Below are 19,937 nucleotides of genomic sequence, written 5' to 3'. Positions count from 1 at the left end.
ACCACCTCCCCCCTTGGGGGAGTTGTCGCGAAGTGACTGAGGTTCCTACTGGGCAAATCGCCTCCCCAGCCAGTCGATGATCGCCGCGTTCACGGCCTCCGGCTTCTCCTGCTGGGTCCAGTGGCCGCTGCCCTCGATCAGCACCTTCTCCAGGTCGTCGATCTGGTCGCCCATGCGGTCGGCGAGGGAGGGCGGCAGCACCACGTCGTGTTCGGCCATGATCATCAGGCAGGGGATGCCGTCGATGCGGCGGGGCAGGGGCTCGGACCTTTCCCAGTTGCGGGTGAAGTTGCGGTACCAGTTGATCGGGCCGGTGAAGCCGCCCTTCTCGAACGCCTCCACATAGACGCCCCGCTCCTCGTCGCTGAGGAACTGCTTGTCGTCGGTCTTGGGATCGTAGTTCTCCAGCGCCAGTTGCAGGGCCAGCGAGCGCCGCTCGGCCGGGCGCGACGAGAAGCCGACCACGCTGTCGCCGGGCAGGCGCATGAAGAAGCGCAGGGTCTTGTCCACGTCCTGGGCGAACAGGGCGTCGGCCGCGCCGGGCGTCTGGAAGTGCACGATGTACATGTCCGGGCCATAGGCGGCCTTGAACATCTCGATGGGATCGATCGGCAGGCGCGGCACGAACGGGGTGTTCAGCCCGATGATCCCGGCCACGCGCGTCGGATGCAACAGCGGCATGGCCCAGACGACGATGCCGCCCCAGTCGTGGCCGCAGAAGATCGCCTTCTCCACGCCCAGGTGGTCGAGCAGGCCGACGAGGTCGCCGGTCAGGTGCTCCATGTCGTAGTCGGTGACGGCGGCGGGCTTGTCGGTCAGGCCATAGCCGCGCTGGTCGGGGGCGATCACCCAGTAGCCGGCCTGGGCGAGGGCTGCGACCTGATGTCGCCACGAATAGGCCAGCTCGGGAAAGCCGTGGGAGAAGACGATGGGAACGCCCTGGCGCGGTCCGGCCTCGTAATAGGCCATCCGCAAGCCGTTGATGTCGGCGAACTGCGGCTGCGGCCAGGTCTGCGCGGCGGCCATCGGCGTCTCCCTTGTTATGTTATCAGTGGTCAGATTGCGGGGCCGTGATCGACCGGGCAAGCGATAAAGGGTTCCCGTCGGAGCGTACGGGAGTAGAAGGCGCCCATGACTTCCGCCGCTACAGCTTCTCCCTCCGCCACGCCCTGGCGGCTCGTCCTGCTTTTGGGGGCGCTGACGGCCTTCGCGCCGATGTCGATCGACATGTACCTTTCCAGCTTCCCGGCCATCGGCCAGACGCTGAAGGCGGGTCCCGAAGAGGTGCAGCTGACCCTGGCGACCTTCTTCGCCGGCATGGCCATCGGCCAGTTCCTCTATGGCCCGGCGTCGGATCGCCTGGGCCGCCGCGCGCCGATCCTGCTGGGCGTCGTCATCTACACCGTCGCCTCGGTGACCTGCGCGATCGCGCCCAACATCGAGGTGCTGCTGGGCGCCCGCTTCGTGCAGGCCCTGGGCGGCTGCGCCGGGGCGGTGGTGGCCCGCGCGGTGGTGCGCGACCGCTTCGACCATGCCGAGACGGCCCGGGTGCTGTCGCTGATGACCCTGATCATGGGCCTGGCGCCCGTGCTGGCGCCGCAACTGGGCGGGCTGATCTTCGCCCTGGCCGGCTGGCGGGCGGTGTTCGGGGTGATGGCCTTGTTCGGCCTGGCCATCGGCCTGTGGGTGCTGCTCGGCCTCAAGGAATCGCGCTCCGAGGAGACCGCCGCCCAGGCCCGGGCCGAGAACCCGCTACGCGCCTTCGGCCTGTTGCTGCGCAAGAAGCGCCTGCTGGGCTACGGCATCGCCGGGGCGCTGAACGGCTCGGTGCTGTTCACCTACATCTCGACCTCGCCCGACCTCGTGATGGGGACCTACGGCCACTCGCCGCTGGTCTTCAACATCGTCTTCGCGGCGAACGCGGTGGGCATCATCGGCGCCAGCCAGGTCAACCGCCTGCTGCTGCGACGGTTCAAGCCCGACGAGGTGCTGACCCGCGCCAGCCTGATCTCGACCGTCTTGGCGATGGTCCTAACCTTCTTCGCCTGGACCGGGCTGGGCGGCGAATGGACCGTTCTGCCGCTGCTGTTCCTGGCCCTGTCGACCTATGGCCTGATGTCGGGCAACACCATGGCCGGCGCCCTCAGCGTCGACCCGCGCCGGGCCGGCTCGATCTCGGCCCTGATGGGCGGGGTCTCGTTCGGGGCGGGCGCCGTGGCCGCCTGGGCCGCCGGCCTGCTGCACGACGGCACCCCGCGCCCGGTGGCGGCGGTGATGTTCGCCTGCCTCGTCGGCTCGGGCCTGGCGATCTTCCTGCTGGCGGTTCCGAAGAAGGCGGCGGCTTCGGCCTAAGAACCGTTAGAGGACAAAGCTCAAAATCCGTCGTCATCCCGGCCGCAGCGAAGCGAAGAGCCGGGACCCAGGGGACTGGGCTCTGCATATGGATCCTCCACCCGGCGACGGCTGAAGCATTGCCGGCCGCTCCTGGGTCCCGGCTCTAAGGTCCGCTACGCGAACCTCCGGCCGGGATGACGGCTGAGGGGCTCTAAGGCGCCGTCGGCCGCAACCCGAACCAGCCGCCCTCGGCGTCGAACAAGACGTCGAAGCGGCGCAGCGCGTGCCGGCCGGTGTTCACGAAGGCCGTCGGCATCGGTGAATTGACCAGCACCTGGGTGGGGGCGATCGCATCTCCCTGGCCGGTCGTGAAGGCCAGGGTCGTGGCCGGCTGGGTCGGCACGGTGATGCTCACCGTCTGGCCCGCCGCCAGCACCGTCGACTTGGCCTTGTCGTTGTTGTTGGTCTGGGTCTGGGTCTGCAGCGCGGCCGGATCGGCCACGCCCAGGTACATGGTCGGGATGCCGGTATCGATCAGCAGCGCGCCTGGCTGGGCCGGCAGGCCGCCGGCGGCCACCTGCATCGGTGCCTGCGGCCAGTCCATGGCGCCGTTGGGGCCGGGCTTGCCCAGTTTCACGAACCGGAAGCCGCCGGTGTTGGCCGGTGTCAGGCCCACATGCACGCCGTCGCGGGTGACGACATAGCCCCGCCGATAGCTGGCCGATGCGATCGGCCGGCCGTCGATGGCGGAAAGGTTCAGCAGCGGGTTCTTCTGCGGCGTCCCCTGCGTCTGGCCGTTGCCCTCCCGCCCGAAGCCGACGCCCATATAGGCGATGCCCTTGGGCATGTTGATCGTGGCCTTGGGCGCGGCGCAGGTTCCCGGCGAGGTCTTCACGTCGTAGCCGGGGCACTTGTGCTCGATGTCGACCACCAGGATCGGAACCTGGGCCCGCGCCAGTTCGGCGCCGCCGGCATCGACGAAGGCGACGCTGGTCGGGACCCAGTGGCCGACCCACAGCCGCTTGCTGCTGCTCAGGAACTCCCAGCCGCGCGGATAGGCCTTGGCCTTGTCGGGCGACCAGCCGGGCAGGTCAGCGGCCGAGATCACCACCCCGGTCGAGCCGGTGTCCATCACCACCGGCGGCGGCGCATAGGCGCCCAGCGGCCCGTCCAGGCGCAGCGAAACCGTCGGCGGGGCGTCGAACGGCGCCTGTCCGGCGGCCCAGGGCGTGAAGGGGATGAAGCGGCCCTGGTCATAGGGCTGGAAGTTGGGGGGCTGGACGTCGGGCCCGGCCTGCGAGCAGGCCTGGGTGGTCAGCGCGCTGGCGGCCAGCAGCGCGACGGCGCTGGCCTGGAAAGTCCGGATCGGTCGCATGAAGCCTGTCCTCCCTGGGTGGAGTTCATGTCACTTCATGCAACTTAGAATGATCTATCCGCGCCTTTGCAAGCGTGGCTAGGCCTGGTCGGCGACCTTGCCGGCGCTCCAGGCCAGGGCCAGCCAGCCGGCCAGGAAGGCGACGCCGCCGATCGGGGTGATCGCGCCCAGGATACGCGGCCCGCCGAAGGCCATGGCGTAGAGCGTGCCCGAGAACACCAGCGTTCCCAGCAGGAACAGGCCGGCCGCCAGACCGCTGGAGCGTCCCGTGGCCCGGGCCACGGCGAAGGCGGCGAACACCGCCAGCGCGTGGGTCATCTCGTAGAGGGCGCCGGTCTTCAGGAGTTCGGCCGGACGGGCCTCGTGCACGCCATGCGCGGCGAAGGCCCCGACGGCCACCGAGACGAAGCCGCTGAGGGCGGCCAGGCGCAGGTACAGCTTCGGGGTCCAGAGGCTCATGGGCTTAGCGGTGCTTCTCGTGCTGGGTCACTTCATCGGGCTTGATGTCGATCACGTTCGGCGCGGCGGCGTTGTATTGCTCGGTCTTGTGCAGATCCATGACCACGCTGCGGTGGCCTTCCCAGATCATGTGCAGGGCGACGTACAGCACGATGGCCAGGCCCACGAAGCCGATCCAGCGGTGCTTGTGCAGCAGCTTGGCGATGGCGTTGGCGGCCAGGCCCATCAGGGCGATCGACAGCAAGAGGCCGAACACCAGGATGCCCGGGTGCTCGCGGGCGGCGCCGGCCACGGCCAGCACGTTGTCCAGCGACATCGAGACGTCGGCGATCAGCACCTGCAGGAAGGCGCTCTTGAAGCTCTTGGCCGGGCGGGCGCGCGGCTCGGTGGTCGGGTCGCTGTCGAGCACGGCGGCCGCGTCGGCCTCGTCGTGGTGCGCCTGGTCGCGCATCTCGCGCCACATCTTCCAGCACACCCACAGCAGCAGGAAGCCGCCGGCCAGCAAGAGGCCCACCACGCCCAGCAGCCAGGTGGTGATCAGCGCGAATCCGATGCGCAGCACCACGGCCGCGCCCAGCCCGTAGAGGATGACCTTCTTGCGGTCCTTCACGGGCAGGCCGCCGGCCGCCAGGCCCACGGCCACGGCGTTGTCGCCGGCCAGGACGAGGTCGATCATCAAGACCTGGAGAAAGGCGGCGGCGGGGCCGTCGGGCGTGAAGAGCGTTTCGAGCATGTGGTCTCAATGAGGCAGGCCGCGCGCCCTGGCAAGGGCGGGAAGGCGGGCCGGAAACGAAAGCGGCGCGCCCTGCTGGAGGACGCGCCGCTTAAGGCTGTCGAAGAGCGCCGATCCTAGTGGACCGGCTCGGGCTCACGATGGGTTTCGGCGGCCGTTTCCGGCGCCGGCTCCACGTGCGCCGTCTCGCTGACGTGCTGCACCTGGGGGCTGTCGTCGGCAGGGGCGGGGAAGGGCTCGTGCTCGGCCGCCTGGGCGGCGGCCTCCTCGGCCTTGGCTTCCTGGTGGTGGTTGAACATCGCCGTGGCCGCGGCCCCCGCGATCGCGCCGCCGGCGGCGGCCACCATCGGGTTCACATAGGCCACGTCCTGCGACTTGGGCGTGTCGAACTCCGGCTCGTTGCGGCCGTAGTCGTGCAGGGTGCGGAACTTGCGGCGACGCTCGGCCCGCTCCTTGGCCTTGGCGGCGTTGCGCGAGATGGCGACCAGGATGATCAGGGCCAGCAGCACCAGGCCCGCGCCCAGCAGCGACTTGCCCGGAACCTTGCCGATTCCCGGCACGTCGTACTGCGCGTCCAGGAAGGCCGGCAGCTTGAAGCCGTCGGCCGCTTCCTTGGCCTTTTCCGGCACGGCCGCGACCTGCTTGCTGATCGTGCCCAGCGAGAAGGGCTGGGCCGGTTTGGCGCCGTCCAGCGAGGCGCCGAACGAGGTGGTCAGCTGGCCCTTGGCCTCTTCCGTCGGCTTGACCTGCCAGGCGAAGGTGGTCGGCTCGCCCGGCTTGACGGTCGCGGTCTGGCGGCCGTTCGGGGTGATCTCGTAGCCCTGGCCTTCCAGGTCGGCATAGGCGCTGACCTTCTTGGCCGGCTTGCCGATGCCCAGCTTGGCGGCCTGCTGCTTGATCATGTCGCCCAGCGTGGCGGGCAGCGACAGGGTGACCTGGCCTTCCTTGCCGGTCTTCAGGCTCTCGGCTGTGGCCAGCACCGCGCCGCTGGTGGCGGCGGGGGCGACGGCGGCCTGCAGCTTCTCGACCTTGGGCGGCAGCTTGGCGGCGACCGGCGCGACCACGGGCGTCGGGGCCTTGGCCAATTCCGCCGGCTTGGCGGGCGGGGCGACCGGCTTCAGGGCCGGGGCCTGGGCGACGGCCTTGGGCGCCGGCGCGACGGGCGCGGTCTTCACCGGCGCCGCAGCGGGCTTGGCGGCGACCACGACGGGCTTGGGGGCGGGCTTGGCCACGATCGGAGCCGGCTTGGCCGCGACCGGCGCGGGACGCGCGGCGGCGACCTGGGCCGGACGGGCGTGATGCGGCCGCGCGTGCGGGCGAGCCGCCGGCTTGCCCTCACGCGGATTGGCGATCGGACGCATGGCGGTGACCAGCGTGCCGTCGGCCCGGCGCCAGGTCTTCAGGCGCGAATCGTCGGTGGTGACGGCGACCGGCTTGGGCTGGGCGATCGGACCGCCCAGCAGGCCGTCGACGGGCGGCGCCTCGGCCGTGGCCGGCGGCGCGCCCAGCAGTTCGGATTTCTCGGCCGGCGGCGGCGGCGGCGGCTCGTTGAGAGTCGACGACGTGTCGGCCGGCTGCTTGGCGCCGCACCCCGCCAGCGCCAGCACGACAACGGCGGACGAGGCCAGGGCCGCCGTCCGGAACTTCACCTGCAACATCGGGTCCCCCGATCCCATGCTTCAAATCCTCCGCGAGCAAGGCTCGCGGAGTTACTCGTCCGCGAGGAAAACACGTCGTTGCGACGAAATCAAAACGGTTAATCGGGATTCACGAACCGATTTCCCCCGTGACGCGAACTCGTGACGTTTCATAGAGCGCGATCGCCGCCGCGGCGGACACGTTCAGGCTCTCGAAGCCGCCCGGCATGGGGATTTTTCCCATCGCGTCGCAGTGCTCGGCCACCAGGCGGCGCACGCCTTCGCCTTCCGAGCCCAGCACCAGCACGGTCGGGCCGCCGTCGAGCACCTCTTCCAGGCTGTGTTCGGCCTCGCCGGCCAGGGCCACGGCCCGCCAGCCCAGCTCGGCCAGTTCCTCCAGGGCCCGAGAAAGATTGACCACGCGCGCGTAGGGCACCTTGTCGACCGCGCCGACGGCGGTCTTGGCCAGCACGCCGGAGAGGGCGGGGGCGTGGCGGTCCTGCAGCACCGCGCCCTTCACCCCGAAGGCGGCGGCCGAGCGGAAGATGGCGCCGACGTTCTGCGGGTCGGTGATCTGGTCGAGCATGACGATGACGCCCTTGGCCGGCGTGCCCAGTTCGGCCAGCGACAGCGGTTCGGGCTCGGCCACCTTCATGGCGATTCCCTGGTGCACCGCGCCCTGCGGTAGAAGCCGGGCGATGTCGCCGGGTTCGAACACCTGCAGCGCGGGGTGGCGCTGAAGATTCGGCGCGAGTCGCTTTGCCCGGTCCGGGGTCACCAAAAGGCGCTTGGCGGGGGGCCTGGCGGGGTTCGAAAGCGCCGCTTCGACCGCGTGATTCCCCCAGATCCACTCCTTGTCGTCACCCGCGGGCTTGGAAAAGGTCTTGGTTTTCTGAGGCTTGGCGCGAATTTCACGTTCTGGCGCTTTTGGCCTTCTACGGTCGTTGCGTTCAGAATGAGAGGACACTATAAGACGCGCTCCGATTTGGGGGCCACGAGGTTCCGCGAGCCGGTCCGGCGCTGCTTAGCACCGTCCGTTCCTGCTCAAAGAGCTTTTGTTCCTCGATCCACAGTAGCCGTTTGACACGGCCGCGAAGATCGAAGATATGGCCGCCTCTTCCGGAGTTCACATCGCGCCGTGGGGGAATGTCCCGAGCGGCAAAGGGGGCGGACTGTAAATCCGCTGCGAAAGCTTCGAAGGTTCGAGTCCTTCTTCCCCCACCACGCGCGATGAACCCGGAATGAGGGCTGAAGGCCCCCGAGCCAAGAGACGGGAGCCGATCGCGACCCCGCTGCCAGTTTTAGCTAGGCCCAATTCTAGCTATCGAGGGCGGGTATAGCACAATGGTAGTGCAGCAGCCTTCCAAGCTGAGGATGCGGGTTCGATTCCCGCTACCCGCTCCAGCTCCCCCAAGACGATATCCGTAACAACCAGCCGCCGGCGCGAAGGTAGAGACGATGGCCAAGGAAAAGTTCGAACGTACTAAGCCGCACTGCAACATCGGCACCATCGGTCACGTTGACCATGGCAAGACGACGCTGACGGCCGCGATCACGATCACGCTGGCGAAGTCGGGCGGCGCGACCGCCAAGAACTACGCCGACATCGACGCTGCGCCGGAAGAAAAGGCCCGCGGCATCACGATCAACACGGCTCACGTCGAGTACGAGACGGCCAACCGTCACTACGCTCACGTCGACTGCCCCGGCCACGCCGACTACGTGAAGAACATGATCACGGGCGCGGCCCAGATGGACGGCGCGATCCTGGTCGTGTCGGCCGCCGACGGCCCGATGCCGCAGACCCGCGAGCACATCCTGCTGGCCCGTCAGGTCGGCGTGCCGGCCCTGGTCGTGTTCATGAACAAGGTCGACATGGTCGACGACGAAGAGCTGCTCGAGCTCGTCGAAATGGAAGTTCGTGAGCTGCTGTCGTCCTACCAGTTCCCGGGCGACGACATTCCGATCACCAAGGGTTCGGCCCTGGCCGCCGTGGAAAACCGCGACGCCAACATCGGCGAAGAGAAGATCCTCGAGCTGATGGCTTCGGTCGACGCCTACATCCCGCAGCCGGAACGCCCGATCGACCAGGCCTTCCTGATGCCGGTCGAAGACGTGTTCTCGATCTCGGGCCGCGGCACCGTGGTCACCGGTCGCGTCGAGCGCGGCATCGTGAAGGTCGGTGAAGAAGTCGAAATCGTCGGCATCCGTCCGGTCCAAAAGACCACCTGCACGGGCGTCGAAATGTTCCGCAAGCTGCTGGACCAAGGTCAAGCCGGCGACAACGTGGGCGTGCTGCTGCGCGGCACCAAGCGTGAAGACGTCGAGCGCGGCCAAGTGCTCTGCAAGCCGGGTTCGATCACCCCGCACACCAAGTTCGTGGCCGAAGCCTACATCCTGACCAAGGAAGAAGGCGGCCGTCACACGCCGTTCTTCACGAACTACCGTCCGCAGTTCTACTTCCGCACCACCGACGTGACCGGCATCATCAAGCTGCGCGAAGGCGTGGAAATGATCATGCCGGGCGACAACGCCGAGCTGGACGTCGAGCTGATCACCCCGATCGCCATGGAAGAGAAGCTCCGCTTCGCCATCCGTGAAGGCGGCCGCACCGTCGGCGCCGGCGTCGTCGCGAAAATCGTTGAATAACGATTTTCACGACAAGGCTTAGAGGCCAGAAGCGCATGCGCTTCTGGCGCGCCAAGATCGTCGAGTAATCGATCGATCCAGCGATAAGCTGATCTGAGATCAGGCCCCGGGGGGAAACCTCCGGGGCCTTTTCTTTTAAATCCTCCCCCTGTGGGGGAGGCGGCCGAAGGCCGGTGGGGGAAGTTTCTGATGAGTTCAGTGCTCCCGCCCAAGTCACCACACCCCCGCCTCCCTCGCCCTCGTGGCGAGGGCCCATGTCGGCCGCTGCTCAGACGGCGGGCGAACTCGAAAGGTCTGAGCGGGCTGAACCATGGATCCTCGCCACGAGGGCGAGGAAGGCGTGGTTTGGTGTGGCCCGGACGGGGATAGAGCCGCGTGGATCCCCGGCGTTTGGGGAAAAGACCCGAACGCAATCAACCTCTTGCAACTTTCTCACGCGCCTGGATCAGACGCGCTCAAACCCGCCGCATAATCATCGGGTCCCGTCGCAGGGAGAGGGCGCAAGGATCCGGCCCGAAGCGGCGACGTGGATGCGATCGAGCGGGGCCGCCGGAGCTGCGTGAGCAGGGCCGGGCCAGGCTTAAATGAGGATGGGGGACGTAAACCCATTCATCGGGAGCTTGCCCAATAGGCTCCCGCCCGTCCAAGGGTCCGCGCCGCCATGCACGCCTGGCCGCCAAGAAACGGGGCGCATTGCATGGGGAAGGGGTAAAAGGCGGAAGAGGCCTGCGCGCCCCGGCCTGAGGGATAACGATCGCGCGGGGCGTCTAAGCTTCGTCGAAACGGTACTTGAAACTCACACATCCGGGCGAAGCCCGGACGCCCCGCGCCCTCTCCGATCAACTCTGCGCAATCGCGCGAGAGGCCGCCAAGCCGTGCCCACCCACAAGGAACCTCCCCCTATGGGGGAGGCGATCGCGCAGCGATCGGTGGGGGGAGTGATCACGAAACCGACCCACGCCCCGAAAGCTGAAACCGGCCCCCCACCGGCCTTCGGCCGCCTCCCCCAGAGGGGGAGGTTCGTCGCCAGATCCTCCCCCTCTGGGGGAGGAGGGCCGGAGGGGCCGTCACAGACGGCTAAGCCGCCGCCGGCTCCAGCTCCACCGGTCTGGCCCGCCAGCCGCGTTCCAGGCTCCAGGCGGCTATGCCCAGCCAAAGGAGGCCCAGGAACGCGTGTCCCCGCTGCCAGAAGCCGACGTCGTTGCCCGTGCGCACGTTCCACACGCCCGTCAGCAGGGCCAGGACCAGCAGCAGGCCGAAGAACCAGCCCAGCGAGAAGTGCGCCAGCCGCCGGTAGCCCGGCTTACCCCACAGGGCCCAGGCGGTGAACAGCGGCGCAAACTGGATGGCCAGGCCCACGCCGCAGGCGCGGTGCATGGGGTCGGGCCAGTGGAAGATCCCGGCGAAGAAGGCGCCCAGGCCCGTCATCGCCACCCAGAGCCCGGCGAAGGCCGAGACCTGCCGGCGGCCGCCCGCCTTCTCCAGGGCATGGGCGAAGCCGGCCCCGGCGAACAGCCCCGCCACGCCGGCCAGCATCATGCCTAGATTGAAGATTTCGGGGGTCGGGGCCGCCGGGCCGCCCAACTCGCTGATGAACTGGGCGCCGGGGTCGAAGCCGGGGAACAGCCTCTGGGCCAGCCACACGTCGGCCACCATCACCAGCGGCGTGATCACGCCGAGCCTCAGGAGCGCGCCCACGCTGGCCACCAGATTCCCTCTCGATAAGGACGAAGCTCCAAAATCGGCTCCTCCGTCCTTTCGGTCAATGGCTCCCTCAGCGCGAAGCCGAGGACGGATGCCCCTTGGGCGCGAAGATCGAGCCGAAGAAGTCGCCGGCCTTCCAGACCGGACGCTCATCGGCGTCGGCCAGGTCGTGGGCGATCTCGTAATTGACCAGGGCGAATTTGGCGGCCGCCTGGTAGTCGATCGGCTGCTTCAGGTCGTCGTTTGGCTTGTGGTAGTGCGTGGCCAGGAAGTCCTTGAAGGCCTTCTCGCCGCCGTTCTTGAAGCCGGTCATCAGGAACACCGACGGCACGCCCTGCTCGACGAAGCGATAGTGGTCGCTGCGGGTGAACAGGCCTTCTTCCGGCATCGGGTCGGGCGACAGGGCGATGTCGACGCGGCCGGCGGCCTTGGCCACGATCGGGCCGATGCTCGAGCGGTCGGCCCCGAAGGCCACCACGTCGGTGAACGGATACAGCAGCACCGGCATGTCCAGATTGACGTCGGCGGCCAGATCCGCCCTCGGCACGGTCGGATTGTGTGCGAAATATTCCGAGCCGATCAGGCCCTTTTCCTCTGCGGTGACCGCCAGCAGCAGGATCGAGCGCTTGGGCCGGGCCTTGCCCTGCATGAAGCCGCGACCGACCTCCAGCAGGGTGGCGATGCCGCTCGCATTGTCGAGGGCGCCGTTATAGACCGCGTCCTCGCCGGGCTTGGGGTTTTCCCTGATCCCCTCGTGGTCGAGGTGGGCGCTCAGCACGATGGTCTGGGCCTTCAGCGTAGGATCCGAGCCCTCGATCAGGCCGGCGACGTTGCTGCTGCGGCGCTGCTGGATCTCGCTCTTGAGGGCCAAGTTGGCGGTCGTCGGCAGCGCGAAGCCCTGGACCTTGCCCTCGGGGGTCTCGGCGGCGGCATAGATGGCTTCCAGGCGCGCGGCGGCCGAGCCGAACAGCTTTTGGCCGCCCTTGACGCTGATCGAGGCCAGGCTGGGCGCCGAGCCGCCGCGTACGAAGGGCGCGCCCTCCGGCGTGCTCCAGGTCATGCGCCAGTCGCGGTTGCCGGCGACGCCGCGGGCGAACGGACGGCGCTTTTCTCCCGTGGGCGTGCCCAGGGTCAGAACGCCGATCGCGCCGCGACGGGCTGCCTCGGCCCGCTTGACGCCCACCGAACCGTAGTGGGCCCGTTCCTCGGTCTGGAAGCCCTTGGGCGCCCCCGACAGCACCACGATGATCTTGCCCGCCACGTCCAGCCCGGCGAAGTCGTCGCGGCCGCGTTCGGGGGCGCTGATCCCGAAGCCGACGAACACCAGCGGGGCGTTCAGGGTCAACTCGGCCTTGTCGGCCTGCGGGCTGGGCAGGAAGTCCTCGCCGAACACCAGCGACGCGGCCGCGCCGCCGTTCTCGCTGATCCTGATCTCGCCGTCGCCGGCGGGTCGGTAGGCGACCAGCGGCACGGTCTGCAGATACGAGCCGCTGTCGCCGGCCGGCTTCAGGCCCAGAAGGGCGAACTGCGCGGCCACATAGTTGGCGGCCAGGTCATAGCCCCGCGTGCCGGCCTCGCGGCCCTCCATCAGGTCGTCGGCCAGGAAGGTCATGTGCGCGCGGATCGCCTCGGACGACGGAACGAAGGCGTCCTTGGCGGCGGCGAGCGTGGGAGAGGCGACGAGCAGGAGGGCGGCGCTCAGGCAGGTTGCGCCAAGACAGGCGGCGCGGCGCGAAAAGGGCATGCGTCAGATTCCAAAGGCGGCGGATCCACCGGGCCGGCGACCTTGCAGAGGCCGGCGGGGCTTGTCGAGCAAGCTCTGCCTGGACGCGACACTTTGCCGGCGATCAGACTGTTCGTCCGGGTAACCTTAACGAGAAAAATAATCTATAGGATTTGGTAAGGTCGATGGAAATTCACCCTATTTATGAAGATCCGCTTAACCGAACCCCGTCAGCTTCGCGATACGACAGGGGAAACGGTTCATGCAGGCCTTCTCGATCTCCGCCGCGGGCATGGGCGCCGCGACCGGCCGTCTGGCCGCCAGCGCCCAGCGCGTGGGGAGCGATGCGGGCCTTTCCGCCAAGACGGATCTCGCCGCCGAGCGCGTCGAGCAGATCTCGGCGCGAACCGACTTCTCCGCCAACGCCGCGGTGCTTCGCACCGCCGACGCCATGACCGGCGTCCTGCTCGACCTTCTGGCCTAGCAGTCCTCCGGTCATTGTCCGCGCCCGCCTCGCGTCCCCCCCTGCGAAGGGCGCGGATACGCCGCCTCCTGGATTTTCCCCTAGTCTTTCCAGGAGGCGGCGACCCTATCCGCCTTTGAGTTCAGTTCAGCGCCAGTTGCTCTTCAGGGCCTGGGCCTCGCCGGCCGCGTCCAGCGGCGCGCCCGAGATCATGCCGTCGACCACGGCCATCACCGCCGTGGGCGTTTCCGAAGCGGCTTGGCGGTACTCGCCGCCGGCGGCCGGAGCCGTCGCGGGCGAGGAGGCCAGCACCCGCCAGGCGCCGTCTGCGCGGCAGGCCACGCCCGCCTGGTCCTGGCCCTGGAAGGTGCGGCACCAGCGGCCGGCCTGGCTCTTGAAGGTCACGCCGATCCGCACCGGGCCCTGGCCCTGCGCGGCCGCGCCGTCCTCCAGCGCCCGGGCCAGCGGTCCGACGGCCATCGGCAGCTCGGCGGCGCGACCGTCGGCGGTCGGCGGCGAGGGCAGGGCCAGGCGGCCGATCGCCAGGCCCGCCACCAGGCAGGCGGCCATGGCCGCCCAGGCCGGAGGCTTGCGGAAGGCCGGGCGACCGGCGATCGGCGCGGCGGGCTTCTGGGCCTTGGCCTTGTCCTTGAGCTTTTCCTTGGGCTTGGGCTGCGGGAAGGCGATCACTTCGGCCGGTTTGCTCCCGGCGGTGACGGTCGCCTTCAGGCCGGGCGGGACCGGTTCGCGCAGCACCCCGGCATGGGCCCCCGACAGCAGGCGCCGCAGGTCGCGCTGGGCCTGGATCCGGGCTGCCAGGGCCGGGTCCTTGGTCATGGCCGCGGTGATCCTGGCCATGGTCTCGGGCGGGAGCTCGCCGTCCACATAGGCGAAGACCTCTTCGTCGCTCACGGTCATGGCCTGGCTCCTTGGTCGATCAGCGCGGCCTGCAGGGCCGTGCGGCCGCGTGCGAGGCGGCTGGTGAGGGTCCCCATCGGGATGTCGAGACTATCGGCGGCTTCCTGGTAGGACAGGCCTTCGATCAGCACCAGGGCCACGGCGATGCGTTGGTCCTCGGGCAGGGCGTCCAGCGCCGCCTCGACGGCGGTCAGGGCCAGGCGTCCGTCCAGCGACGGGGCGGCCGGATCGGCGGCGTGCACGCCGGCCTCGGGCGGGGCCAGGACACGGCCATGGCGGGCCCTGCTTCTGCTCTCGTCGATCCAGGCGTTGCGCATGATCCGAAACATCCAGCTGTCTTGTCGCGTGCCTTCCCGCCACTGGTCGCGGCGCGCCAGGGCGCGTTCCACGGTCAGCTGCGTCAGGTCGTCGGCGTCGGCGGGATCCCGAGCCAGCACCCGCGCCATGCGGCGAAGCCGCGGCAGCAGGTCCAGCATGTCCTTCTGAAAAGAATCCAAGGTCCGCCTACGTCGCCTAAGGGAAGAAACGCGCCGCTTCCGGCGTTTAATCCATGAACCGGATAATTATTCCACTCCGCGCGGGTTCCGGCCATCGTTCTCGCGCGGCAAGCCACGGAGATCGCGTTGCGGAAGAAAGTCCACGTCCTGGTCGTCGCGGTCTGCGCCCTGGCTCTCGCACCGGCGGCGGATGCGCAGCTGTTGCCGGGCGGCCTGCCGTCGCTGCCCGGACGCCTGCCGGTGGTCTCCGACGTGGTCGACGGGGCCGAGGACCTGACCACGCGCACCGCGCGGGGCGTGCAGGACCTGGCGGGGCTGGACCGATTGAAGGCCTTGCTGCGCGCCAATCCCCGCGTGCTGGAGCCCGACGACCAGGGCCGGCCGGTCGTCCGGGGCGAGGTGCTGGCCGTCTCGCCCAGTCCAGAAGCCCAGCGGCGGGCCCTGGCCGCCGGCTTCGTCGAGGCGCGGCGCGAGCGTTCGGGCGAGCTCGGCATCGAACTGGTGACCCTGACGCCGCCGCGCGGCATGAACGCGCGCGAGGCCGTCCGCCGCCTGCGGGCGCTGGACCCGTCGGGCGACTACGATTTCAATCACATCTATGCCGGCGCGGGTGTGGCCAATGTGGCCGGCTTCGCGGCCGCTGCTTCGGCTGGCGCTGCCGGGGGCGGCCCACGGGTGGGGCTGGTCGACGGCGGAGTCGAGGCCGGGCATCCGGACTTTCGCGGCGTTTCCATCGAGCAGCGCGGGTTCGCCAGGGGCGCGCCCAAGGCCGGGGCGCACGGGACGGCGGCGGCCTCGCTGATCGCGGCGCGCGACTACGGATCGGCGGGACCCGGCGCGCGGCTGCTGGCCGCCGACGTCTATGGCGTAGGACCGACCGGCGGCTCGGCCTCGGCGATCGTCGGGGCGCTCTCCTGGATGAGCGCGGCCAAGGTTCCGGTGGTCAATGTCAGCCTCGTCGGGCCTGACAACGGCGCGCTGCGGGCGGCGGTGAAGGCGCTGGTCGGCCAGGGCGTGCTGGTGGTGGCGGCGGTCGGCAACGACGGTCCGGCCGCGCCGCCGCTGTATCCGGCTTCGTATCCGGGGGTGGTGGCGGTCACGGGCGTGGACAAGCGGAGCAGGGCGCTGCCCGAGGCCAGCGCCAACGGCCAGGTGGCGTTCGCCGCGCCGGGAGCCGAGGTGCGTGCCGCCGCGCTCGGCGGACGCAAGGCGACCTTGCGCGGCACCTCGTTCGCCGCGCCGGTGGTGGCCGGGCGGCTGGCCCGGCTGACGGCGAGCCCCGATCCGGCCAAGGCCAGGGCGGCGGTGGCGGCTCTGGGCCGCTCGGCCAAGGATCTGGGCGCGCCGGGGCCCGACCGGACGTTCGGCGTCGGCGAGGTCGACGCAGGCCGCTGAAAAAAATTCGACGGCGATGGAAGAAAGCCCCGAGCGGCGTCGTTGGACGGGGCAGGAGGCGGAAAAGACGCCCCGCGAAATGACCCTCAAGGAGACGTCCCATGCGTAAGATCTCGTTCCTCGTCACCGCCGCTTCGGTCGCCGTGCTGATGGCCGCGCCGGTGGCCCAGGCCCAACTGCTGGGCGGCTCGGGCGGCGGCGGTCTGACCGGCGGCCTCACCGGCGGCATGGGCGGCCTCGGCGGCCAGCTCGGCGGCGCCGGCGGCCTGGGCGGCGGCCTGACCGCACCCGACACCAGCGGCCTGGGCTCGGGCGTCCGCGGGACCACCAGCCGGATCCGCGACCGAGCCGGCGAGACGACCTCGACTGTCCGCGGTAAGGCCCGCGACGCCGCCGGCCGCACCCGCGGCGCCGCCGAAGGGGCGGCCTCGACAGCCCGCAACACCGCCTCGAGCGCCAGCGGTTCGGCCGAAGGTTCCGGCTCGGGCTCGGCCTCTGCGACCGCCGGCCAGTTGACCGGCGCTCTGGCCGGTTCGGGTTCCAGCGCGGGTTCGGTCGGGACGCCCGATACGAGCGGCCTGACCTCGACCGTCTCGGGGACCGCCACCCGCGCCCAGGGCGCCGCCGGTTCGGCGCGTGACCGGGCTGCGGAAGCGGCCGGTCGCGCCACGGGCGTCGCTCGCAACGCCGCCGGCTCGGCCCGCGACGCGGCCGCCTCGACCAATGCGACCGGAGGCGGCGCCCTGACCGGCGGCGGTTCGGTCAGCCGCGACGGCGCCTCGGGCTCGGCCGGTGGTTCGGGCTCGTCCAGCGCCTCGACCAGCAAGGGCGGCGCCGGCCAGTCGGGCTCTCTGGGCCTCTCGGGCTCGGCCTCGCGCAGCGGCGTCTCGGGTTCGGCCAATGGCGCCGGCTCGGCCGACATCAAGACCGGCAACAACTGAGCCGGCTTGCTCCCCTCGAACTGGGAGGGGCGGCTTCGGCCGCCCCTTTCCGTGCTCAAGAAGAGCCATCGAGCGAGCCCCTTGACGAACCTGCGATTCTTCGAGAATGTTGCTAGTATGTTCCTGCATCGGAGGGGCCCATGGCCACGAATACGGGTAACGGATTTCGGCGCGGCGCGGTGACGGCTCGCACCCAGTTTCAACATTCGAACGGCGACTGGCAGAAGCGCGACGAGCGTTCCGGTCAGTTCATGGAGCGCAAGTCGAGCGAGGGTCCGTTCAAGGGCGTGGCTCGAGAGCCGGACGGCCGCGACACCAAGAACAGCTAACAAGGAAAACGCCCCGATCATGGATCGGGGCGTTTGTCGTTGGATCAGCTGTCGAGGAAGCTGCGCAGCTTGCGCGAGCGGCTCGGGTGCTTGAGCTTGCGCAGGGCCTTGGCCTCGATCTGACGGATGCGTTCGCGGGTGACCGAGAACTGCTGGCCGACTTCTTCCAGCGTGTGGTCGGTGTTCATGCCGATGCCGAAGCGCATGCGCAGCACGCGCTCTTCACGCGGGGTCAGCGAGGCGAGCACGCGGGTCGTGGTTTCCCGCAGGTTCGACTGGATGGCCGCGTCGATCGGCAGGACCGCGTTCTTGTCCTCGATGAAGTCGCCCAGGTGGCTGTCTTCCTCGTCGCCGATCGGCGTTTCGAGCGAGATCGGCTCCTTGGCGATCTTCAGGACCTTGCGCACCTTTTCCAGCGGCATGGCCAGCTTTTCGGCCAGCTCTTCCGGAGTCGGCTCGCGGCCGATCTCGTGCAGCATCTGGCGGCTGGTGCGGACGATCTTGTTGATCGTCTCGATCATGTGGACCGGGATGCGGATGGTCCGCGCCTGGTCGGCGATCGAGCGGGTGATGGCCTGACGGATCCACCAGGTGGCGTAGGTCGAGAACTTGTAGCCACGGCGGTACTCGAACTTGTCGACCGCCTTCATCAGGCCGATGTTGCCTTCCTGGATCAGGTCCAGGAACTGCAGGCCGCGGTTGGTGTACTTCTTGGCGATCGAGATCACGAGGCGCAGATTGGCCTCGACCATTTCCTTCTTGGCCTGACGGGCCTCGCGCTCGCCCTTCTGCACGGTCTGGACGATGCGGCGATAGTCGTCGATCGGCACGCCGGTCTCGGTGGCCAGGGCGGCGATTTCCTGACGGATATCGCTGACCGAGCTGGTGTCGTTCTCGACGAACTTGGTCCAGCGCACGCCCATGCCCTTCACCTGGTCGACCCAGGTGGGGTTCAGTTCCGAGCCGAAATAGGCCTTGAGGAACTCGGCGCGGCTGATGCCGTAGCTGTCGGCCAGACGCAGCAGGCGGCCTTCCAGGCCGATCAGGCGCTTGTTGATCGCATAGAGCTGCTCGACCAGAGCCTCGATGCGGTTGTTGTTCAGCTTCAGGGTCTTCAGGTGCTGGATGATCGTCGCCGACAGGCCCTCATAGGCCTTGCGGTCGGCGTCCGACAGGTCCTCGCCCTTCAGGCGGCTGCCGACGAGCTTGTCCTGCAGCTTGCGGAAGGTCTCGAACTCGCTGGCGATGGCGTCGAGAATGGCCATGACGCCTTCGCGCAGTTCGCCTTCCATGGCGCTGACCGTCGGGCCGGCGCCATCGTCGAAGTCGTCTTCGTCTTCGCCTTCGCCCTCGGGCTTGGCTTCGCCGGCTTCGTCGTCGACGGGCTCGGCCGGGCCTTCGTCGTCATCGGCCGCGGGCTGGGCCGCGCCGCCGTTGATGGCCGCGTAGGTGCCTTCCAGGTCGATGACTTCACGCAGCAGGATGCGGCCGGTGGAGAGTTCCTCGCGCCACACCATGATGGCTTCGAAGGTCAGGGCGCTTTCGCACAGGCCCCGGATCATCGTGTCGCGGCCGGCTTCGATGCGCTTGGCGATGGCGATTTCGCCCTCGCGGCTCAGCAGCTCGACCGAACCCATCTCGCGCAGGTACATGCGCACCGGGTCGTCGGTGCGGTCGTAGGCGGCGGGCTTGTCGCTGGTGATGACGGCGGTGTTCTCGTCGCGCGTGGCGACTTCGCCGCCCTCGGCGTTCTCGGCGTCTTCCTCGGCCTCGACGACGTTGACGCCCATCTCGCTGAGCATGGCCAGCGTGTCTTCGATGGCGTCGGGGCTGACTTCTTCCGAGGGCAGCACCTTGTTCAGCTCGTCCATCGTGACGTAGCCGCGGGCCTTCGCCTGCTTGATGAACTTCTTTACGCCGGCATCGGTCAGGTCGAGCAGCGGACCATCACCACCGGTGGCTTCGGGCGCTTCGGTCTCGGCCGTGGAATTGTTGCTCATCAAGCTCTCCGAAATCGGCGCCGGCCCCTTTGCGACGGGGGACGGGCCGAGAATGCCTCAACATGTCATCGGCCTTCCGCGGATCCTCGCGAGTTCGGGCCGTCGACTGCTTCCTCAAGGGTTAGGACCCCGCTGCGCAGGCGCTCCAAGCTTCCAGCAGGATCGGCGAAAAAATTTTCGACGTTCTGTGAACTAACGCACGAAAGGCCACGGGGTAACGCTCCGCACAAAAAGGGCGGAGGGTGGCGGCATCGAGCGCGGCGTTCATGAACGTCGATCTTTTGATCGACGACCGCTGGGACCTGGCGCGGCGAGGATGACATCCTGTTTCAAAGAGGGCGCGCGCTGTGCGTTGGCGGCCCGATCGATGTCAAATCAGCTGCGTGGCAAATCCTTGAGTCGGCAAATGGCCGTGGGTGACGCCTGTGTCAAGATGGCGACAGCCGGGAAGGGCGGTTTCTTTGGCTTTTGGGGGCGTGCGGGGGGCGTCCTTCCAGACGCTCCCCCTGAAGGGGGAGCTGTCGCGGAGCGACTGAGGGGGAAGGTGTTGCTGGCGTTGGGGATGCTCGGACCTCATCAGACACTTCCCCCTCCGGCCCTTCGGGCCACCTCCCCCTTCAGGGGGAGGATCTGAGGCGACGAACCTCCCCCACAGGGGGAGGTTCCTTGAGGTTGGGCGCGGGTTCGCAGTCTCCCGCGTTCGCACGCGTTAGGTCGGGGAGGCGCGGAGCGGCCGGGCGGAGCCCGGAGACCGTGTGTTTGTTTAGCGTTTCGGCTTCG

General features: G+C 69.0%; 16 protein-coding genes, 2 tRNA genes and 1 pseudogene. 8 read left to right on the top strand and 11 right to left on the bottom strand.

Annotated features, from left to right (window positions below):
• Positions 1-45 precede the first annotated feature (45 nt).
• Entirely contained in the window at positions 46-1,026 is a 981-nt protein-coding gene (locus P7A99_RS15835; protein WP_277794749.1) for an alpha/beta fold hydrolase, read from the bottom strand.
• 105 nt (positions 1,027-1,131) lie between these two features.
• Between P7A99_RS15835 and P7A99_RS15830 the strand changes: the two genes are divergently transcribed.
• Positions 1,132-2,352, top strand: coding sequence for a multidrug effflux MFS transporter (locus P7A99_RS15830; RefSeq protein WP_277794748.1), 1,221 nt, complete (start codon positions 1,132-1,134; stop codon positions 2,350-2,352).
• A gap of 193 nt (positions 2,353-2,545) precedes the next feature.
• Here P7A99_RS15830 and P7A99_RS15825 read toward each other — a convergent pair whose 3' ends face one another.
• The 5 genes from P7A99_RS15825 to rlmB form a co-directional block, all read right to left on the bottom strand.
• A complete protein-coding gene (locus P7A99_RS15825; protein WP_277794747.1) occupies positions 2,546-3,709 on the bottom strand; it encodes a hypothetical protein in 1,164 nt (387 codons plus the stop codon).
• 78 nt (positions 3,710-3,787) lie between these two features.
• Positions 3,788-4,168: a DUF423 domain-containing protein gene (locus P7A99_RS15820; protein ID WP_277794746.1), complete on the bottom strand. Its 381-nt coding sequence runs from the start codon at positions 4,166-4,168 to the stop codon at positions 3,788-3,790.
• A gap of 4 nt (positions 4,169-4,172) precedes the next feature.
• Positions 4,173-4,901, bottom strand: coding sequence for a TerC family protein (locus tag P7A99_RS15815; protein WP_277794745.1), 729 nt, complete (start codon positions 4,899-4,901; stop codon positions 4,173-4,175).
• Between the two features lie 116 nt (positions 4,902-5,017).
• Positions 5,018-6,577 carry a hypothetical protein gene (locus tag P7A99_RS15810; protein ID WP_277794744.1) on the bottom strand — a complete coding sequence of 520 codons (1,560 nt, stop codon included), beginning with the start codon at positions 6,575-6,577 and terminating at the stop codon, positions 5,018-5,020.
• A gap of 91 nt (positions 6,578-6,668) precedes the next feature.
• The gene (gene rlmB / locus P7A99_RS15805) at positions 6,669-7,505 is read right to left on the bottom strand and encodes a 23S rRNA (guanosine(2251)-2'-O)-methyltransferase RlmB (RefSeq protein ID WP_277794743.1); all 837 of its coding nucleotides are present in this window, start codon (positions 7,503-7,505) and stop codon (positions 6,669-6,671) included.
• Between the two features lie 173 nt (positions 7,506-7,678).
• On the opposite strand from rlmB, the gene P7A99_RS15800 reads away from it, so the two are divergent.
• The 3 genes from P7A99_RS15800 to tuf all read left to right on the top strand — a co-directional run bounded on the left by P7A99_RS15800 (position 7,679) and on the right by tuf (position 9,187).
• A tRNA-Tyr gene (locus P7A99_RS15800) sits at positions 7,679-7,762 on the top strand.
• Between the two features lie 106 nt (positions 7,763-7,868).
• Positions 7,869-7,942, top strand: a tRNA-Gly gene (locus P7A99_RS15795).
• Positions 7,943-7,996: 54 nt separating this feature from the next.
• A complete protein-coding gene (gene tuf / locus P7A99_RS15790; protein ID WP_277794742.1) occupies positions 7,997-9,187 on the top strand; it encodes an elongation factor Tu in 1,191 nt (396 codons plus the stop codon).
• 1,077 nt (positions 9,188-10,264) lie between these two features.
• On the opposite strand, the pseudogene P7A99_RS15785 reads toward tuf, so the two are convergent.
• Together P7A99_RS15785 and P7A99_RS15780 are read right to left on the bottom strand one after the other, a co-directional pair.
• Positions 10,265-10,953: pseudogene (locus tag P7A99_RS15785) on the bottom strand (DUF998 domain-containing protein).
• A gap of 8 nt (positions 10,954-10,961) precedes the next feature.
• On the bottom strand, positions 10,962-12,635 hold the full coding sequence (locus tag P7A99_RS15780; protein ID WP_277794740.1) for a M28 family peptidase: 1,674 nt from the start codon (positions 12,633-12,635) through the stop codon (positions 10,962-10,964).
• A 241-nt stretch (positions 12,636-12,876) separates the two neighbouring features.
• On the opposite strand from P7A99_RS15780, the gene P7A99_RS15775 reads away from it, so the two are divergent.
• Positions 12,877-13,098 (top strand): flagellar hook protein FlgE, encoded by a 222-nt coding sequence (locus P7A99_RS15775; protein WP_277794739.1) that lies wholly within the window; start codon positions 12,877-12,879, stop codon positions 13,096-13,098.
• Positions 13,099-13,224: 126 nt separating this feature from the next.
• Here P7A99_RS15775 and P7A99_RS15770 read toward each other — a convergent pair whose 3' ends face one another.
• Positions 13,225-13,995: an anti-sigma factor family protein gene (locus P7A99_RS15770; RefSeq protein WP_277794738.1), complete on the bottom strand. Its 771-nt coding sequence runs from the start codon at positions 13,993-13,995 to the stop codon at positions 13,225-13,227.
• Entirely contained in the window at positions 13,992-14,492 is a 501-nt protein-coding gene (locus P7A99_RS15765) for a sigma-70 family RNA polymerase sigma factor (RefSeq protein ID WP_277794737.1), read from the bottom strand. The genes P7A99_RS15770 and P7A99_RS15765 overlap by 4 nt, the downstream gene beginning before the upstream one ends.
• 126 nt (positions 14,493-14,618) lie before the next feature.
• Here P7A99_RS15765 and P7A99_RS15760 point away from each other — a divergent pair, with 126 nt between their 5' ends.
• The 3 genes from P7A99_RS15760 (at position 14,619) to P7A99_RS15750 (ending at position 17,157) form a co-directional block, all read left to right on the top strand.
• On the top strand, positions 14,619-15,887 hold the full coding sequence (locus P7A99_RS15760) for a S8 family serine peptidase (RefSeq protein WP_277794736.1): 1,269 nt from the start codon (positions 14,619-14,621) through the stop codon (positions 15,885-15,887).
• A gap of 101 nt (positions 15,888-15,988) precedes the next feature.
• Positions 15,989-16,828: a hypothetical protein gene (locus tag P7A99_RS15755; protein ID WP_277794735.1), complete on the top strand. Its 840-nt coding sequence runs from the start codon at positions 15,989-15,991 to the stop codon at positions 16,826-16,828.
• Positions 16,829-16,968: 140 nt separating this feature from the next.
• On the top strand, positions 16,969-17,157 hold the full coding sequence (locus tag P7A99_RS15750) for a hypothetical protein (protein ID WP_277794734.1): 189 nt from the start codon (positions 16,969-16,971) through the stop codon (positions 17,155-17,157).
• A gap of 44 nt (positions 17,158-17,201) precedes the next feature.
• Here P7A99_RS15750 and rpoD read toward each other — a convergent pair whose 3' ends face one another.
• The gene (rpoD, locus tag P7A99_RS15745; RefSeq protein WP_277794733.1) at positions 17,202-19,157 is read right to left on the bottom strand and encodes an RNA polymerase sigma factor RpoD; all 1,956 of its coding nucleotides are present in this window, start codon (positions 19,155-19,157) and stop codon (positions 17,202-17,204) included.
• Positions 19,158-19,937 lie beyond the last annotated feature (780 nt).

Source organism: Caulobacter endophyticus (genome assembly GCF_029543245.1).
Classification (GTDB): Bacteria; Pseudomonadota; Alphaproteobacteria; order Caulobacterales; family Caulobacteraceae; genus Caulobacter; species Caulobacter endophyticus_A.
This window is presented reverse-complemented; position numbering and strand designations above follow the sequence as displayed.

What these genes read in the sequence shown, in the direction of transcription:
- P7A99_RS15835 (WP_277794749.1), bottom strand. Translation starts at nt 1,026, where the DNA reads ATGGCCGCCGCGCAGACCTGGCCGCAGCCGCAGTTCGCCGACATCAAC.
- P7A99_RS15830 (WP_277794748.1), top strand. Translation starts at nt 1,132, where the DNA reads ATGACTTCCGCCGCTACAGCTTCTCCCTCCGCCACGCCCTGGCGGCTC.
- P7A99_RS15825 (WP_277794747.1), bottom strand. Translation starts at nt 3,709, where the DNA reads ATGCGACCGATCCGGACTTTCCAGGCCAGCGCCGTCGCGCTGCTGGCC.
- P7A99_RS15820 (WP_277794746.1), bottom strand. Translation starts at nt 4,168, where the DNA reads ATGAGCCTCTGGACCCCGAAGCTGTACCTGCGCCTGGCCGCCCTCAGC.
- P7A99_RS15815 (WP_277794745.1), bottom strand. Translation starts at nt 4,901, where the DNA reads ATGCTCGAAACGCTCTTCACGCCCGACGGCCCCGCCGCCGCCTTTCTC.
- P7A99_RS15810 (WP_277794744.1), bottom strand. Translation starts at nt 6,577, where the DNA reads ATGGGATCGGGGGACCCGATGTTGCAGGTGAAGTTCCGGACGGCGGCC.
- tuf (WP_277794742.1), top strand. Translation starts at nt 7,997, where the DNA reads ATGGCCAAGGAAAAGTTCGAACGTACTAAGCCGCACTGCAACATCGGC.
- P7A99_RS15780 (WP_277794740.1), bottom strand. Translation starts at nt 12,635, where the DNA reads ATGCCCTTTTCGCGCCGCGCCGCCTGTCTTGGCGCAACCTGCCTGAGC.
- P7A99_RS15775 (WP_277794739.1), top strand. Translation starts at nt 12,877, where the DNA reads ATGCAGGCCTTCTCGATCTCCGCCGCGGGCATGGGCGCCGCGACCGGC.
- P7A99_RS15770 (WP_277794738.1), bottom strand. Translation starts at nt 13,995, where the DNA reads ATGACCGTGAGCGACGAAGAGGTCTTCGCCTATGTGGACGGCGAGCTC.
- P7A99_RS15755 (WP_277794735.1), top strand. Translation starts at nt 15,989, where the DNA reads ATGCGTAAGATCTCGTTCCTCGTCACCGCCGCTTCGGTCGCCGTGCTG.
- P7A99_RS15750 (WP_277794734.1), top strand. Translation starts at nt 16,969, where the DNA reads ATGGCCACGAATACGGGTAACGGATTTCGGCGCGGCGCGGTGACGGCT.
- rpoD (WP_277794733.1), bottom strand. Translation starts at nt 19,157, where the DNA reads ATGAGCAACAATTCCACGGCCGAGACCGAAGCGCCCGAAGCCACCGGT.